The sequence below is a fragment of the Methanosarcina sp. MSH10X1 genome (assembly GCF_004099695.1).
GTDB lineage: Archaea > Halobacteriota > Methanosarcinia > Methanosarcinales > Methanosarcinaceae > Methanosarcina.
This window is the reverse complement of sequence record NZ_SCHL01000001.1, coordinates 316762-331790: the sequence shown is the minus strand read 5'-3', so window position 1 is coordinate 331790 and position 15029 is coordinate 316762. Positions and strand designations below refer to the sequence as shown.

At 43.5% G+C, this 15029-nt stretch carries 15 protein-coding genes; 7 read left to right on the top strand and 8 right to left on the bottom strand.

The annotated features are described in order from the left end of the window. The first annotated feature begins 75 nt into the window (after positions 1-75). Both EQO05_RS01340 and EQO05_RS01335 read left to right on the top strand, forming a co-directional pair. Entirely contained in the window at positions 76-585 is a 510-nt protein-coding gene (locus EQO05_RS01340) for a nitroreductase family protein (protein WP_128503000.1), read from the top strand. Positions 586-835: 250 nt separating this feature from the next. After that, positions 836-1900: a hypothetical protein gene (locus EQO05_RS01335; protein ID WP_128502998.1), complete on the top strand. Its 1065-nt coding sequence runs from the start codon at positions 836-838 to the stop codon at positions 1898-1900. Between the two features lie 110 nt (positions 1901-2010). Here the strand turns inward: EQO05_RS01335 and EQO05_RS01330 are convergent, their stop codons facing one another. The 3 genes from EQO05_RS01330 to EQO05_RS01320 all read right to left on the bottom strand — a co-directional run bounded on the left by EQO05_RS01330 (position 2011) and on the right by EQO05_RS01320 (position 4180). Next, positions 2011-2868: a 4Fe-4S binding protein gene (locus EQO05_RS01330; protein ID WP_128502996.1), complete on the bottom strand. Its 858-nt coding sequence runs from the start codon at positions 2866-2868 to the stop codon at positions 2011-2013. A gap of 149 nt (positions 2869-3017) precedes the next feature. Further along, complete coding sequence (locus EQO05_RS01325) at positions 3018-3356, bottom strand: branched-chain amino acid transporter permease (RefSeq protein WP_128502994.1); 339 nt, start codon at positions 3354-3356, stop codon at positions 3018-3020. Continuing rightward, complete coding sequence (locus EQO05_RS01320; protein WP_128502992.1) at positions 3356-4180, bottom strand: AzlC family ABC transporter permease; 825 nt, start codon at positions 4178-4180, stop codon at positions 3356-3358. The genes EQO05_RS01325 and EQO05_RS01320 overlap by 1 nt, the downstream gene beginning before the upstream one ends. A gap of 419 nt (positions 4181-4599) precedes the next feature. Here EQO05_RS01320 and EQO05_RS01315 point away from each other — a divergent pair, with 419 nt between their 5' ends. Both EQO05_RS01315 and EQO05_RS01305 read left to right on the top strand, forming a co-directional pair. Continuing rightward, positions 4600-5517: a mechanosensitive ion channel family protein gene (locus EQO05_RS01315; RefSeq protein WP_240664271.1), complete on the top strand. Its 918-nt coding sequence runs from the start codon at positions 4600-4602 to the stop codon at positions 5515-5517. Between the two features lie 370 nt (positions 5518-5887). After that, complete coding sequence (locus EQO05_RS01305) at positions 5888-6403, top strand: DUF421 domain-containing protein (RefSeq protein ID WP_128502989.1); 516 nt, start codon at positions 5888-5890, stop codon at positions 6401-6403. Between the two features lie 4 nt (positions 6404-6407). On the opposite strand, the gene EQO05_RS01300 is transcribed toward EQO05_RS01305, so the two are convergent. Together EQO05_RS01300 and EQO05_RS01295 are read right to left on the bottom strand one after the other, a co-directional pair. Next, positions 6408-7355 (bottom strand): mechanosensitive ion channel family protein, encoded by a 948-nt coding sequence (locus tag EQO05_RS01300; protein ID WP_128502987.1) that lies wholly within the window; start codon positions 7353-7355, stop codon positions 6408-6410. Next, positions 7356-8414 (bottom strand): hypothetical protein, encoded by a 1059-nt coding sequence (locus tag EQO05_RS01295; RefSeq protein ID WP_128502985.1) that lies wholly within the window; start codon positions 8412-8414, stop codon positions 7356-7358. Positions 8415-8742: 328 nt separating this feature from the next. Here EQO05_RS01295 and EQO05_RS01290 point away from each other — a divergent pair, with 328 nt between their 5' ends. Next, on the top strand, positions 8743-9246 hold the full coding sequence (locus EQO05_RS01290; protein WP_240664263.1) for a Holliday junction resolvase-like protein: 504 nt from the start codon (positions 8743-8745) through the stop codon (positions 9244-9246). Between the two features lie 446 nt (positions 9247-9692). Here EQO05_RS01290 and EQO05_RS01285 read toward each other — a convergent pair whose 3' ends face one another. From EQO05_RS01285 to EQO05_RS01275, 3 genes are all read right to left on the bottom strand, one after another. Continuing rightward, positions 9693-10457: a GTPase gene (locus tag EQO05_RS01285; protein ID WP_128502983.1), complete on the bottom strand. Its 765-nt coding sequence runs from the start codon at positions 10455-10457 to the stop codon at positions 9693-9695. Positions 10458-10595: 138 nt separating this feature from the next. Further along, positions 10596-11051: a hypothetical protein gene (locus EQO05_RS01280; RefSeq protein WP_128502981.1), complete on the bottom strand. Its 456-nt coding sequence runs from the start codon at positions 11049-11051 to the stop codon at positions 10596-10598. A 217-nt stretch (positions 11052-11268) separates the two neighbouring features. Then, positions 11269-11547 carry a DUF5661 family protein gene (locus EQO05_RS01275; protein WP_240664262.1) on the bottom strand — a complete coding sequence of 93 codons (279 nt, stop codon included), beginning with the start codon at positions 11545-11547 and terminating at the stop codon, positions 11269-11271. A gap of 229 nt (positions 11548-11776) precedes the next feature. Here EQO05_RS01275 and EQO05_RS01270 point away from each other — a divergent pair, with 229 nt between their 5' ends. After that, positions 11777-12250 (top strand): nucleoside deaminase, encoded by a 474-nt coding sequence (locus EQO05_RS01270; protein WP_128502979.1) that lies wholly within the window; start codon positions 11777-11779, stop codon positions 12248-12250. A 367-nt stretch (positions 12251-12617) separates the two neighbouring features. Beyond that, positions 12618-15029, top strand: coding sequence for a phosphoenolpyruvate synthase (ppsA, locus tag EQO05_RS01265; protein WP_128502978.1), 2412 nt, complete (start codon positions 12618-12620; stop codon positions 15027-15029).

Below are 15029 nucleotides of genomic sequence, written 5' to 3'. Positions count from 1 at the left end.
TATATCCATTTAATTAACAGTTATTAACCGGGAAGTTAAACCGCTGTAAGAACCATCAGCGATCGGGGGAACTTTATGGAAACAATGGACGCAATATTAACCAGAAGAAGTATAAGGAAATATTTGCCGGATCAGGTAAACAGGGATATAATTGAGAATGTTATAAAAGCCGGTATGAATGCACCGTCCGCAGGAGATGAACAGCCCTGGCATTTTATTATAATTGACCAACACGGCCTGCTTGAAAAAATCTCCCTGGTACATCCGTACGCAAAATTGCTGAAGGATACTCCGGCTGCAGTACTTGTCTGCGGGGATAAGAACGTTCCTAAATTCAAGGACTTCTGGATTCAGGACTGCTCAGCCGCAAGCCAGAATATGCTGCTTGCTGCCCATGATCTCGGGCTTGGCGCTGTCTGGATCGGGATCTATCCTGCTGAGAAAATGGTCCTGGAAATCAGTAATTTGTTAAATCTGCCTGAGCACGTAGCTCCTTTTTCTATTATTGCAATGGGCTATCCGGCAGAAGAAAAATCAGGCAGGCTCAGGTACGACACTTCCAGAATCCATAGTAATTCGTGGTAAAGTACTGGGATCAATCTGGGAACCTGACAGGATTTCGTGCCGAATACCAGCCGGGCACTGGAAGGCACGTATATTAATACCTGGTTTGTAATCTATATACACTCTAACTTTCGCTGGAGCTTCTTTCACTTTTTCCTCCGGATTCACCTTTTATATTTAAATTTATATAATATTTAGAAACCTTCTTCAATGAAACAGGACAATTAAGTGACAAATTAAACAGTATTTAAAGAATAAAGAGGACTGGTTTATGAAAAAAAGACTGGTATCAGGTCTTATTCTACTTATTATCTTTTTTGCTGTACTGCCTTGTTCAGCAGGAGCTGCCGATGAAGACGTTCTTAAATATACGAGCTCAGGAAATGCTTTCGGGGGTGGAGAGAATCTTCAAATTGACCGGGACATTCAGGGAGACCTGGTGCTTGCAGGGTCCCGGCTTGAAATAAACGGGAATACCGGAGACGATTTCATAGGTGCGGGCGGGGAGCTAATTGTTAACGGTAACGTTTCGGGAAACATTATCGCAGCCGGAGGCCTGATCCGGGTTAACGGGGATGTAGGCGGAGATGTGGCAGCAGCAGGCGGTCAGATTTTTCTTTCCCGGGATAGCGTGGTCGAAGGGGATCTTCTGCTCGGCGGAGGGGAAATAACGCTTGACGGAACCGTTAATGGAAACGGGGATATCTCAGCAGGTACCTTAAGAACCGGAGATGACTTCGAGCTTAGAGGAGATCTGAGACTGCAAGCTCAGAACTATCCTTCCGATCTGGATAGTAAAGTAGGCGGGAACCTCAACGTTACTCAGGTAAATGCAACGGAAGAGCAGTATGCAGGTGCTGCCGGAGGGTTCAGCATTTTATCTTTTATTATAGGGTTGCTTGCAGCCCTGGTCCTGGGTCTGGTCCTTATCTATCTTTTCCCGGGTTTTGTAAGAGGGGTTGCGGAACTTGTAAAAGATTCACCGTTGAAAACAGGGCTACTGGGCTTCCTGGCTTTGATTTTCCTTCCGATACTTGCGTTAATCCTGCTTTTTACCATATTCGGGTGGAGCCTCTCGATTCTCATAATCCTGCTTCTGACACTGGCGGTTCTTATTGCGACAATACCTGTCAAACTGCTTGCAGGTGAGATCATATATAATAAAATCTTAAAAAAGGAAGCCAGAGAAATAGTGTACTATGTTGTCGGGGCAGTTATATTTGCTGTTCTGTATGAAATTCCCTTCGTGGGAACGCTCATAAGTTTTATTGCACTCATTATCGGGCTGGGGGCGATAATAGTCTGGCTTGCGATTCGCGCCAGGTCAGCAAGTTAAGTGTGTTAACAGGTTAAACTGTCGGACTTTCTTAGCAGGTGAGAAATTAAGAGATCCGGAAAATTGAGAAAAATGGAAGTCCGGAGAAAATTAAAGGTGGGAAGGAGGTTTCAGGAAAGGACTTCCTCCCTGTATTTTTCAAATCCCAGCCTGTCAAAGAGATCTCCTAACCTTTCTCCGTCAAGGCCCTCTCTCCTGTAATACTCAAAGGTTTTTTCCAGAATTGAGAAAAGCTGTTCTTCATCTGCAAGTTCAAGTAGCTTTCTTCCTTTCCCTGGCCTGCGTCCCAGTTTGCCTCCGACAAAGATCGTGCATCCGGTCTTTCCCGCTCTCAGTGCATCTTTCTTACAGGCTGCGATACAGGCTCCGCAGAGGATGCATTTTTCCCTGTCTATGATGGCTTTGTCTTCCAGGATTTCTATTGCTCCCATTTTACACGCCTTTTCACAGCGTTTGCAGCCAACACAGTTCTCTTCAAGGATCTCAGGCTTTGTAGAGCCCATTACTCCAAAATCGGTGTCCTGAGGTTTTACGCAGGCTGACGGACAGCCTGTTACTGCAATTTTGAGTTTTTTGGGAACAGGTTCCCCGAAATACTTTTCATCGATTCTCTGCGCAATTTTCTGGCAGTCTATGAGCCCGTATTTACAGACTTCGTTCCCGTGGCAGGCAACGATCGCCCTTACCCGCTTTCCAGCCGAGCCTCCGAGGACTCCCTGCCTCTCAAGCTCGGAACTCGCTTCCTCAGTATCTTCGAGTTTGACAAAAGGAATCTCAATGCCCTGCCTTGAGGTTATATGGACGTAGCCGTGGCCGTACTTGTCGGCAGCATCCGCAATCGCCCGGAGCTGATCTGCATTCACCCTGCCGCCAGTAGCCTTAACCCGCATCGAAAACATATTTTCCTGCCTCTGAGGCAGAAATCCTTTGCTCTTGAGTGATGATTCGTCAAGCTTTTTCTCATTCATAGAAGTCACTTCTAAAATGGAATATAATTAACGTATATAAATATTATTACTATTAATTTAGTTTTAAACGACTGAAACTTTTAATCCGAATCCGGGTATGTGTGGAATCCGGAAGTACACCCGGCTCAGGGGGAAAGGCAGGAAAAGGGTCAGAGGAAAGAAAGTACATTGAGCTGCACAAGTAGCATATAAAGTCCGGTCCCTGTGAAGATGCTGAGCATGGCATTCCGTTTCCAGAAGTGCAGCCCGGCAACCACACTTATGGTAAACAATTCCGGAATCCCGTACGGAGCTGAGAACCACTGCACGTCTTTGAGGCAATAGATTACAAGCAGCAGGAGAATCATAGGAGGCAAATTTTTCTCAATAATAGAGAGCATTGCAGGTGGTTCTCTTGAGCCAAAAAACAAAAACGGGAGGGCTCTGGTTGCAAAGGTTGCAAGCGCTATAACCGCAATTGTTATGAGCATGTGAAGGGAATCCAGCATCAATCTTTCCTCCTGGTTTTGTCTTCGGCAGGCTGCACGGATGCATTAATAGCCCTGGTTTCCGGCTCTGTTTGTAACGCTCTCCAAGCTCTCTGCGTTGGCTGTGTTTTCTGCATTGACTTTTCCCTGGCCAGCAGGATTAAGGTTCCGAGGATGATTGAGGCAAGCAGCATATTGTCAGGATTGAAAAATATGAGGGAAAAGGTTCCTGCACCCACTGCGGCTATAAACGGGAAACGCGCCTCGGAATTGAAATACTGCTCTATGGTCAGCACCACAAAAAGTGCGGTCAGCACAAAGCCCATGCCCTCAAGGTTAAGCTCCAGCACAGAGCCAAGCACAGCCCCAAGCACGGAACCTGAAATCCAGTAGAAATGGTCAAGAGCTGCAATATAAAAGTAAAAGCCTGACTTCGAGCTCCCCCTCGGGACATCGGTTGTGGTCAGGAGCGCATATGTTTCGTCGGTTAACGCAAAGATAAGGTAGGGTTTAACCTTTCCGACTCCTGAGAACTTCTCCAGCAGGGAAAGCCCGTAAAAGGCATGCCTGAGGTTCAGTAACAGCGTGGCTATGGCAAACTCGGTCAGCCCCGCCCCGGCAGCAAGTAAAGCTACTGCCAGAAACTGGCCTGAGCCTGCATAGACAAAAAGGCTCATCAGGAAAGCATAGATCCAGTGATATCCTGCACCGTCAAGCAGAAACCCGAAAGCCATTCCGAGAGGGATATATCCGAGAAGCACAGGGATTGTGGTTTTGAAGGCACTCAGGAAAAGTTCTTTATTTCCCTCACCTGTCTCCTGTTTGTCCTTCCCGTTTCCTGCCATGTCATCTCTCTTTTATTTATCTTGCAGTCACTTTCTAGAGATCTGCTTCTGTTACTTCTGTACCGTAATGCTTTGAAGAATGAAAAACAAAAATTCTATTTATCGTATTTAAAGGTAGTTAGTGGATATACTGGCTTTCTACCTGCACCCTGTATTATGCGTCTGGAAACGATCGGGTATCCTCAGAGGTTTCTGTTATTTTTAAAATCTTAATTTTTTCATGCAGCTCTGGTTGACTTTAAAATTTATGAAGTTTCAAGAATTATCTAATATATTTAGCAGCAACTGTCCTCCAGGCTTGGTCTATGTTGACTTAATCAAACACTGGAAAACGTTTTTCGTGTCTGCCATATTGATATATAAATAGCATTATATTTATCCGTATGAGGATTATCAGGAGATTGAATACTTTTATTTTGATGATCTTGATACTTTTTATCGCATATATCCGGTATCTGACTGAGTTTTATATCTTCGAGGATCGGTCTCTGCTGGACGCCCTCCTCATCTCTTTAATTGTAATTCTTATAGCCCAGATAATGAATTCCGTCGCCGGAAACCTTATTTTGAGAAGAGTTACGGCTGCCCGTGACAGGTATACCCTGAGGAAAACAGTGTCTATTCTTGTCACAGTGCTTGCTATTGCTTCCCTTGTTGCGATCTGGATAGAAAGGACAAGCACCCTATTTATTGCCTATGGGATTTTCAGCGCCGGGGTTGCAATCGCACTTCAGGATGTTCTGAGAAACATAGCCGGAGGAATTCTCCTGATTATAACCCGTCCCTTTAGAGCAGGAGACAGGATTCAGGTGGAGGATACCGTTGGTGACGTACTGGATATAGGAAGTTTGAGCACGACACTTATGGAGATCCGGGAATGGATAGATGCCGATCAATATACTGGCAGAATCCTAAGTATTCCTAATAGTTTTGTGCTCACCAAGACCATAAAGAATTACACGCGGGATTACTCCTTTATCTGGGATGAAGCCCGGTTTCTGCTGATTTACGGCAGCAACTGGAAAAAAGCCGAAGAAATCGCCCTTGAAGTCGCAGGCCCGATTGTAGGGGAGTTTGAGGACCTGGCGCGAAAAGAACTCATGCTCATGGGGCAGCAGTATTTCCTTACCACTTACGAGGTACAGAGAAGACTTTTTATGAAAATGGAGGAAAACTGGATCGAGATGCGGCTAAGGTATGTGGTTGAACCAAGGAAAAGGAGAGTAATCAGCCATCTTTTGATTTCAAGTATTCTTGAAGCTTTTGAGAAAGAAGAGGATATCATGGTAGGAACTGCAGTAGGTATTGATCTTCTGAATCCTCAGGATAAAGGATAATAAAACTATTTACTTCTATTTCTTCCCTTCTTCTTCCCTTCTTCTTTCCTTCTTCTTTCCTTTTTCTTCCTTTTCCTTCCTTTTCTTTCCTTTTTTTTCCTTTATCTTCCTTTTTTTCCTTTATCTTCCTTCTTCTTCCCTTCTTCTTTCCTTTTTCTTCCTTTTCCTTCCTTTTCTTTCCTTCTTTTTTCCTCCTAACGTATCAGGCTTTTTTATCTCTTTTTAAACCTGAACATGCCCGAAACAATAAAACAGACGCAGGTGAATAAAAAATCTATTTATTTCAATATAACAGATATTATATTATAAGGCGATATAATTAGTTTAACTGGCGTCCTTAAACTTACTTGTTTTAAAGGAGACTGTAGCTGTGGGGATATTTTTCAATAGCTGGAATGATCTTGGAAGGGTTTTAATTCTTGGAATACTGGGATACATCTCGCTTGTAATTTTACTACGGGTGTCCGGAAACCGTACACTTTCCAAACTTAATGCTTTTGATTTCGTAGTTACGATTGCACTTGGGTCTACTTTCGGGTCATTTATTCTGAACAAAAATATCTCACTTGCAGACGGAGTAATGGGTTTTGCAGTCCTTATAGGCATGCAGTACGTAGTTTCATGGTTAACCGTAAGATCTAAGGCTGTAAAAAATATGATAAAAAGCGAGCCTTCCCTTGTATATTATAATGGAGAATACCTTGAGGACTCAATGAAGCGCTCAAGAGTTATCGAAACCGAAATTGAACAGTCGGTAAGGAATCAGGGATACGCCAACCTTGAACAAGTGGAGGCTGTTGTCCTTGAGACCGATGGCAGCTTCTCAGTTATAAGCAAGCCAGAAAAGGAAGCAAAAAAGGTTGATATTGCCGGGCTAAAGGTTTAAGAAATCAAAGCTCGAAACTTTTCCGGGAATCACTATCTGATTCGGAGCCTGTTCCGGTCCTCTGGTCTGATCCGACATTTCTCCGGGTAGCGCGGTCTGACTCATACTCATCCCCTACCGGGGGAATATTCAGGATATGGAGTTGCGGGGCCCTTATGTTCTTTTTCTGGAATTCTATCCAGGCTTTTGTATGTACATCGGACTCAAACTCAAATTCATCCCTGAGGTCGTTTACATAAGCCTTAGCCCTTAATCTGGTGTAAAAAGGAAAGGCTTTATGTAACAGGATAACAGGTCTTTTTTCGGAAACATAAATATATTTTGAGCTTACGACAGTTTCCCGCAGAATCCTCATTGCGGTTTTGACGTCAGACTCTCCTGCAATATACAGGTCTATTACCACCATCATTTCCGAAACTCCATAATTTCCGCTGGCAATGGCTTCATTGAAGATCAGGCTGTTGGGAGCTGTAACAGTATTATCGTCAGGTGTAATCAGTTTCGTTGCCCTGAGCCCTATATCCCTTACTTCACCATAATAGTTCCCGATATTGATCTTGTCCCCTATCTGGTATGGTTTTTCAAAAGTAATTACAATTCCCCCGATAAAATCCGCAAAAAGGTCTTTTACCCCGAAACCTATGGCTGCCCCCAGAAGCCCTGTCAGAAGAAACAGTTCAGGCCCGAAAATGCTGAATATTTCCATCAGGATATTGTAAAAGGCAATAGCGTAGAATACAAACCTTATAGCGGGAATTATCATTTTTACTTTTATCCTGCCTTCCCGGCTCATATTTTCCGAGAGTTTCGATAGTACGACAGTAACGATTCTTCCAAGTATGTATGCAGTAATGACAATCAGAATCAGGTCTATCAGAGTTTGCATTTCTATGGATCTGAGAGCTTCCAGAAGCTGCTCCCTGCCTGTCTCTCCATTTATCCCATCTACCATTTACCACACCAGCCTTAGCTTTTCCAGATATGCAATGACACTGCGCAGGGCTTCAGGTCTGACGCGAAAAGAATCGTCCTCAAGTTTGAAAATTAGTTCCTGATTTAAAAGCCGGAAAATGGTTTCGTTCACTCTTAATGTAGAGCCTATCATGTCGGCGATTTCATCTTTTTTCAAGCCCTGATATGAGAGAATCAGGTGAAGAATAAAAGCCTCGTCATATTCGAGTTTTATATCATACGAAAACTGGCCTATTTTCTCAGGGCTTATATGAGGATAATGAAGTCCAAGTTCCCAGACCTTCACGGCAACGCCAGGGTTGCCTTTTGATTCCAGGTGAATCTTCTCGAATACTCGATACTCAGCGGTTTCTTCTTCTTTTTTCTTCCCTTTTTCTTCTTCTTTCAGGAAGCGCCTTTTTAAATATGGGATATTTATTTTCGGAACCGGTATGATGATTTTTCTCCCCAGCGAGGCCAGTTCAAGCGGATATGGTATTATATATATAACAGGTTCTTTTTCGGACTCTCCACCGTTATTAAATATTATCTCTCCTTCCTCGTATCTTTTGAGGATAAGGGACCTGATGCCTTCTTTTTCTAAAGAGGGAATCAGAATCTGCACTGGAAAGTACTTCCCGATCTCGAAGGCTCCGTTTAAGTATTTCCAGGAGTAAAGGTTCCAGGTAGTGACAAATACCCTGTCCTGAGAGCTAATCATATCCAGAAATTCATAGAGTATATCAAAGCCGCCGGGCTTTCTTGTGTAGAGGAAATGACAGTTATCAAGAAGTACTACCCTCATAGTATCTTCTGGCAACGAAATTTCTTCTTTATCCCGGATAATCCCGGAAAAGGTAATTCTTGTAGCCCTGTTTAAGTTTAGTTTCTCAATCTCATTAATCAGGGTAGTCTTGCCACCGAGGAGCCCGGCTATTATGGCTACGTTAACTTTTTTTCCGACTTCAAAGTCAGCAATTGCTGACTGGATATCTCCTATCTCGTCCCGCAGTCCGAGAATCTCGCTGAAAGCCCTGTCTCCGCTCTGCTGAATACCCACTCTATCCCCTATCTTATATTTCTTATATTATACTTAACAGATGGCATACATGGGATATGATGCGTATCGGGACTGTGTTTACCTGGCACTGCATTTCCCGGATTCAGGTTAATTCAGGGGGCAAGGACCTTTGAGCCAGCAGGATTTTCTGGAATTCGGAATAATTTGCAAAATTTTATCCTGGTCTAAAGAAAGTCCTGCTAAAAGTTTTAAATAATTGCGGCCATTTTATAGAGTCTAAAATTTATTATTTGAAATTTATTTCTCATTTAATTCCTTTATATACCCTAATCTTCCATATACCCTGACCTTTTCCGGAGAAATAACCGTGGACGACTGGATAATTTCAACCCTTGCCCTTTTACTTGGCATGCTTGCTGCTTACCTTCTCCTGAAATATATCGACCTGAAAGGCCGAAGCGAGTCCCGTGCCAGGGAGATGTTCGAAGCCTGGCAGGCAAGAGAGATGGAACACCAGGTTTCCGAAAAAGCCGAGACTCTCTTCAGGACCTGGAAAATGGACGAGGAAAAAAAAATCCGCCAGGACGCCGTAAAGAAGAGCGAAGCTGTTATCCGGGGCAAGGTTACGGAACACCTCATCCCTTATTTTCCGGATTTCGAGTACAACCCGAAAGATGCCCGTTTCCTCGGCACCCCTGTCGATTTCATTGTTTTTGACGGCCTCTCGGAAGGAGAAATGAATAAGGTGATTTTTGTCGAGGTTAAAACCGGAAAAACCGGAGCCCTTTCCCCGAGAGAAAAGCTTGTCAGGGACTGCATTGGCAGAGGAAAGGTAAGCTATGAAATTATCCATAACAGGGATAACAATTGAGAACCGTCACAGCATAGAACGATATGACGATACTATCCTTGCTATCCCGGAATAACCTCAAACATTAACAAATGGAGCGTCAAAAAAGTAAGATCCGGAAAATCTTGAAACATATTTCCGGTTATCTATTTTTACTCCAGTTTCCCTTCTGGCATATAGCATCCGAAATAGGTATTTTGCTCGACTTTTTTCAGGATGTTGTGAATGTTTTCGAGTGAAGCTTCCATCCTTTCCATTCTCTTTTCGATTTCCTCGATTCTAGCAAGAATTTCCTGGTCAGCTGTCAGAATTTCATCTCCGCTACAGGTAGTAATGCTACAGGTAGTAATACTTCATAAATAGTTCTGGTAATAGTGAAAATGTGTTACTTTATATATCCTGCAATGTTTTTATAGACATCGTAAGAGAAGACATTGAAAGGGATATATTATAAAAGTAGACTACGGTTAAATCAGGAGCAGCCCGTTTTGCCAGTCATTGATTATTCTGGTAGCGGTTCTTGCTTCGTCCACTTCGCCTTTCTTTTGCAGGAAATTACACTGTCTGCCTATGAGTTCAAGTACATCGTAAGAACTTTCGTCTTCGATTGTAACATTGTAGAAGGCTTCAAGGGCTGTTTTATTTTCGGCAAGCATTTTTTCGATTATTTTCAGGGCGACTCCGATCATGTCCTTAAGGTGGGTAGTATCCTTTATTCCGAGCAGGCCCTGGAGATACTCATCTTTTTCATCAAAAGGAATTACACCCGGTGTATCTATGAACATGATGCGTGAGCCTGCATCAACATGCTGGACGCCTTTTGTGTGACCTGATACAGGAGATGTGCTTGCCCTGTGCCGACCTGTGACGCCGTTAATTACCGAAGATTTACCTACATTAGGATAGCCGAGGGTGCCTACAAGAATATCCTGCCCTTTCATAGCTGCAGATGCAAGGATCTGGTGCCTCAGCATTGTGGTTCCTGACCTGTCCTTGCTGGAAACGAAAATTACAGGTGCAAGTTTCGAAAGGCGGGATTTGGTCTTTTCAAGTTTTTCCCTTGATACGAGATCCGATTTGTTAATTACTATAATAAATGGCTTATTTAAGCGGATAATTTCACGCTCGACCTCGCTGTTCCGCGTTTCTTCGGGAAACCTGGCATCAATTACTTCGAGAAGCACGTCAGCTTTTTTGATCACATCTTTTACAAGGGCTTTGTAGCTCACCATATGCTGTGGCTATGGCACAAGCTGATATATGAAGATATAGTGAGGTAAGGCTTACTGGAGGGTAGTTTTAAAATCTGCAAACTATATTTACGGACTATACAAGTTCATATTCTCATTCTTTTTATAAAAAAAGTATTTTTAATCTAATCCGCTCAAAAATATGCTAATCCAGGATATCATAAAAACCACTGCAATGATAAGAGAATCAATCTTTTCTTTTGATGCATAATACCCTTCCAGCCCACCAACCGTTGTCAAACTTCCAAAATAAGTAAAAATATCGACAATTCGTTCTGTTTCTGGAATATCTCCAGCAATAAATGAATTTAGATGCAGTTCATAAAACAAACACAGTATCGGCACTGTTCCAATCATAACAGACCCTATCCGATTTTCCGTTTTCAATCCATAAAAAATAGGAGCCACAGGGTATGTAAATATGCTGATCAGCACAACAAGAATTCCAAATAGCTCTGGCAGTGTGCTGAAAATTTCATAGGTAAAGACAGACAGCGAAAATATATGAATCAATGCAGATACAAGCAATGGTACAATTACTGATTGAACCAATTTCTTTGTCTTTGTTTTCTCCATACGAACACAAACAAGGATTCATGTATGCAGTTTTTGTTGAAGAAGATATATTCTATGATTTAAAGTATCATCAGTCTTATGAAGAGACATAAACTCAAATATAATTTCTACTTTTTAATTTTTAGGATCTGCCCTAAATATAATCATGGAAAACTAAAACTAAAACTAAAACTAAAAACAAAAATAAAAATAAAAAACTACTAATAAAACTCAGTATTTATTTCTTTTCCCAGAATTCCTCGGCTTCTTCTTCCATTTCTTCCAGCCTGTCATAGTAATCCGGAAACTCGTTCAGATGAGCCAGGGCGATTTTTCCTGTCATTATGGGGTCATCGTCAGTAACGTTTGTCCAGGGGTCGCGGGTTCCATGTTCTAGTTCAACATCCATGCCTCTGCGGAACTGGTCTACATCAAACTTATCCCATTTTATTCCGAGCTGTTCCCCAACTTCTTTTGCCTCTTCAGCCGTAAATCGCTCTTTTGCCAGAACTATCACTCCAACTATTATTTAATCTTTGACAATTGTTTAATAATTGCTTAACTATTGTTTAATAGATCTGTACTTAAGGGTTTTCCTGATAAAGCTCGGCTATATAGTTATTACTTTAGTTCGAAAAGATGAATTGCAGTTTTGAATAGAAGACCCTAGAATAAAAAGAACCAATAAAAAAATCTCGAAAAAAGAGCCTTGAATAAATGCAAATCAGACCAGAAGGGAGGCAAAAATGTCAGATAGTGATTTTTTATTTATGAGGCGGGCAATCGAACTTTCCCTTGACAATGTGAAAAAAGGAGGAGGCCCTTTTGGGGCAGTAGTCGTCAGAAAAGGGGAAATCCTTGCAGAGAGCTGTAATCTGGTTACTGCACTTAATGACCCTACAGCTCATGCCGAGATCAATGTAATAAGAGATGCAGCCCGGAAACTTGAGACTTTTGATCTCAGCGGCTGCACTATCTATTCTACCTGCGAGCCCTGCCCGATGTGCCTTGGAGCCATCTACTGGGCCAGGATTGACAAAGTTGTCTTTGCCAATACCACGTCCGATGCTCAAAATATCGGCTTTGCGGACTCTCTAATCTATAAAGAAATTTCACGCCCTCTTCAGGAGCGGAATATAGAGTTCCGGCAGCTTTTAAGGGAAGAGGCACTGAAGGCTTTTAAGGCGTGGGAAGAATCTGAGAATAAGGTCGAGTATTGAAAAAGCTAAAATCCGGAATCAAGCTCAAAATCAAACTTGCAGGTGGTTCCAGAAAGAACTGAAGCTTACTTTAGCCGTCCCTCTATAAATATCAATTGGATACATTTATTATTTATTGTCCCTCGCTTCTAAAGAAAGTTACCTAATTTTTAAGGAATAAACCTTTTTCTAACTTTCATCTAGTGGAAACTCATTTCTGTCATTAATGCTTAAATACATCTGGAGTATTAATCTGCAACTGGGGGATTGAATTCTATCGGGAATGTCCTGTTTTTTCCCGGTATTTCCAACCTTGATATGAAAGTTTAAATGTATTGCCGCACTTTTTAGATTACAATAAACAATTTTAAAAGGGGTTTTCTGGGAGATGTCTGAGAAAAAAAGCAAGTACATCCGCTGGTTTGAAGAAACCACGATTGATGACGTCCCGCTGGTTGGCGGGAAGAATGCTTCCCTTGGGGAGATGTACAGGGAGCTTACCTCGAAGGGGGTGAAGATCCCGAATGGTTTTTCGATCACTGCTGAGGCTTACTGGCATACCCTCGAAGCCGGAGGGATTCTGGATAAACTTAAAAGAACAATGGAAGGGCTTGACACCTCGGATGTTGCAGACCTGGCAAAAAGGGGTAAAGCTGCAAGAGACCTGATCCTTGGGGCGGGAATCCCGGCAGACCTCTGGGAGGAGATCAGGACCGCTTATGACCTCCTCTGCGAGCAATATGGGGAGGATACGGATGTAGCGGTGAGGAGTTCAGCAACGGCTGAGGATCTGCCTACGGCTTCTTTCGCGGGTCAGCAGGAGACTTATCTGAATATCCGGGGGTATCCAGGGCTCCGGGATGCCTGTATCCGCTGTTTTGCTTCACTTTTTACAGACAGGGCTATTTCCTACCGCGTAACCAATAAATTCGACCATTTCAAAGTAGCTCTTTCCATAGGAGTCATGAAAATGGTCAGGTCGGATCTCGCTTCCAGTGGGGTTATCTTTACCCTGGATACGGAAACCGGCTTCAGGGACGTGGTCTTTATCACAGGTGCTTACGGGCTCGGGGAAAATATAGTCCAGGGGCAGGTTAACCCCGATGAATTCTATGTCTTCAAGCCAACTTTCAGGCAGGGATACAGGCCGATTGTCATGAAAAAAGTGGGGAGCAAAGAAATCAAAATGATATACGGGCGCGGCGATTCGAAAGTACTCACCCGGAACGTAGAGGTTCCTGAGGCTGAGAGGCTGCGCTTCTGTATCAGCGACGAGGAAGTGCTCAGGCTTGCCGAGTATGCGATTTCCATAGAAGACCATTACTCCGGAAAATACAGGGAATCGCGGCCTATGGATATTGAGTGGGCAAAGGACGGTATAACAGGTGAACTTTTCATAGTACAGGCAAGACCGGAAACGGTCCAGTCCCAGCGGAGTAAGGATGTCCTTGAAACCTATATACTTGAGGAACGGTCTGAAATCCTTGCACGAGGCAGGAGCGTGGGCGATAAGATCGCATCGGGAAAAGCGCATGTAATTCCGGATGTCTCAGACCTGCCTTCATTTAAACCCGGAGAAATCCTGATTGCGGATACCACAACGCCGGACTGGGAACCTGTAATGAAAACCGCGGCTGCGATTGTCACGAACAAAGGAGGAAGAACCTGCCACGCAGCGATTGTCAGCCGGGAACTCGGGATTCCAGCAGTTGTAGGCGCAGGTAATGCGACCGAAGTGCTTGAGACCGGCAGGGAGATTACAGTGAGCTGTGCCGAAGGTGAAGAAGGGCTAGTATATGACGGTATTCTTCCTTTCCATAAAGATACTCTGAGCCTGAAAGACATAAAACGCCCGAAAACCGAGATAATGATGAATCTAGGAAACCCGGAAGAGGCTTTTGGCTTTTCCATGATCCCGAACGACGGGATAGGGCTTGCGAGGCTGGAGTTTATCATTACAAGCTATATCAAGATCCACCCTATGGCTCTTGTACACCCTGAAAAAGTTAAAGATCCTAAAGTCCTTCGTGAAATCGGACAGCTTACACAAGGCTACAGGAGAGAAGATTATTTTGTCGAGCAGCTTGCCCAGGGAGTCGGGACTATTGCTGCGGCTTTTTATCCGAAGCCGGTTGTAGTCCGTATGAGCGACTTCAAGACCAATGAGTACGCAAGCCTTGTTGGGGGCAATTATTTCGAAATGGAGGAAAGTAATCCCATGATAGGATTCAGGGGAGCTTCCCGCTATTTTGATGAGCGCTACAGGGAAGGATATGCTCTTGAGTGCAGGGCTATGAAAAAAGTCAGGGATGAAATGGGGCTTACAAACCTTATACTTATGATTCCCTTCTGCAGGACGGTTGAAGAAGCTCGGAAAGTTATTGCCGAAATGGAGAAAAACGGGCTCAAAAGGGGAGAGAACGGGCTTCAGGTCTATGTTATGTGTGAAATTCCGAATAATGTCCTCCTTATCGATGAATTTAGCGAATTCTTCGACGGCTTTTCCATAGGCTCAAATGACCTTACCCAGCTGACTCTCGGGGTTGACAGGGATTCCGAACTTCTTGCCGCAGAATTTGATGAGCGGGACCCAGGGGTTATGAAAATTATGGCAATGGCTGTGCAGGGAGCAAGAAGGAACGGAAGACACAGCGGGATTTGCGGACAGGCTCCAAGCGACTTTCCCGAAATTGCGGAGTTCCTGGTAAGGGAGGGAATAGAATCCATTTCACTTAATCCGGATTCGGTTATGAAGATCACCCTTAAAGTTCTGGAAACTGAAAAAGAACTTGGAAGGTAA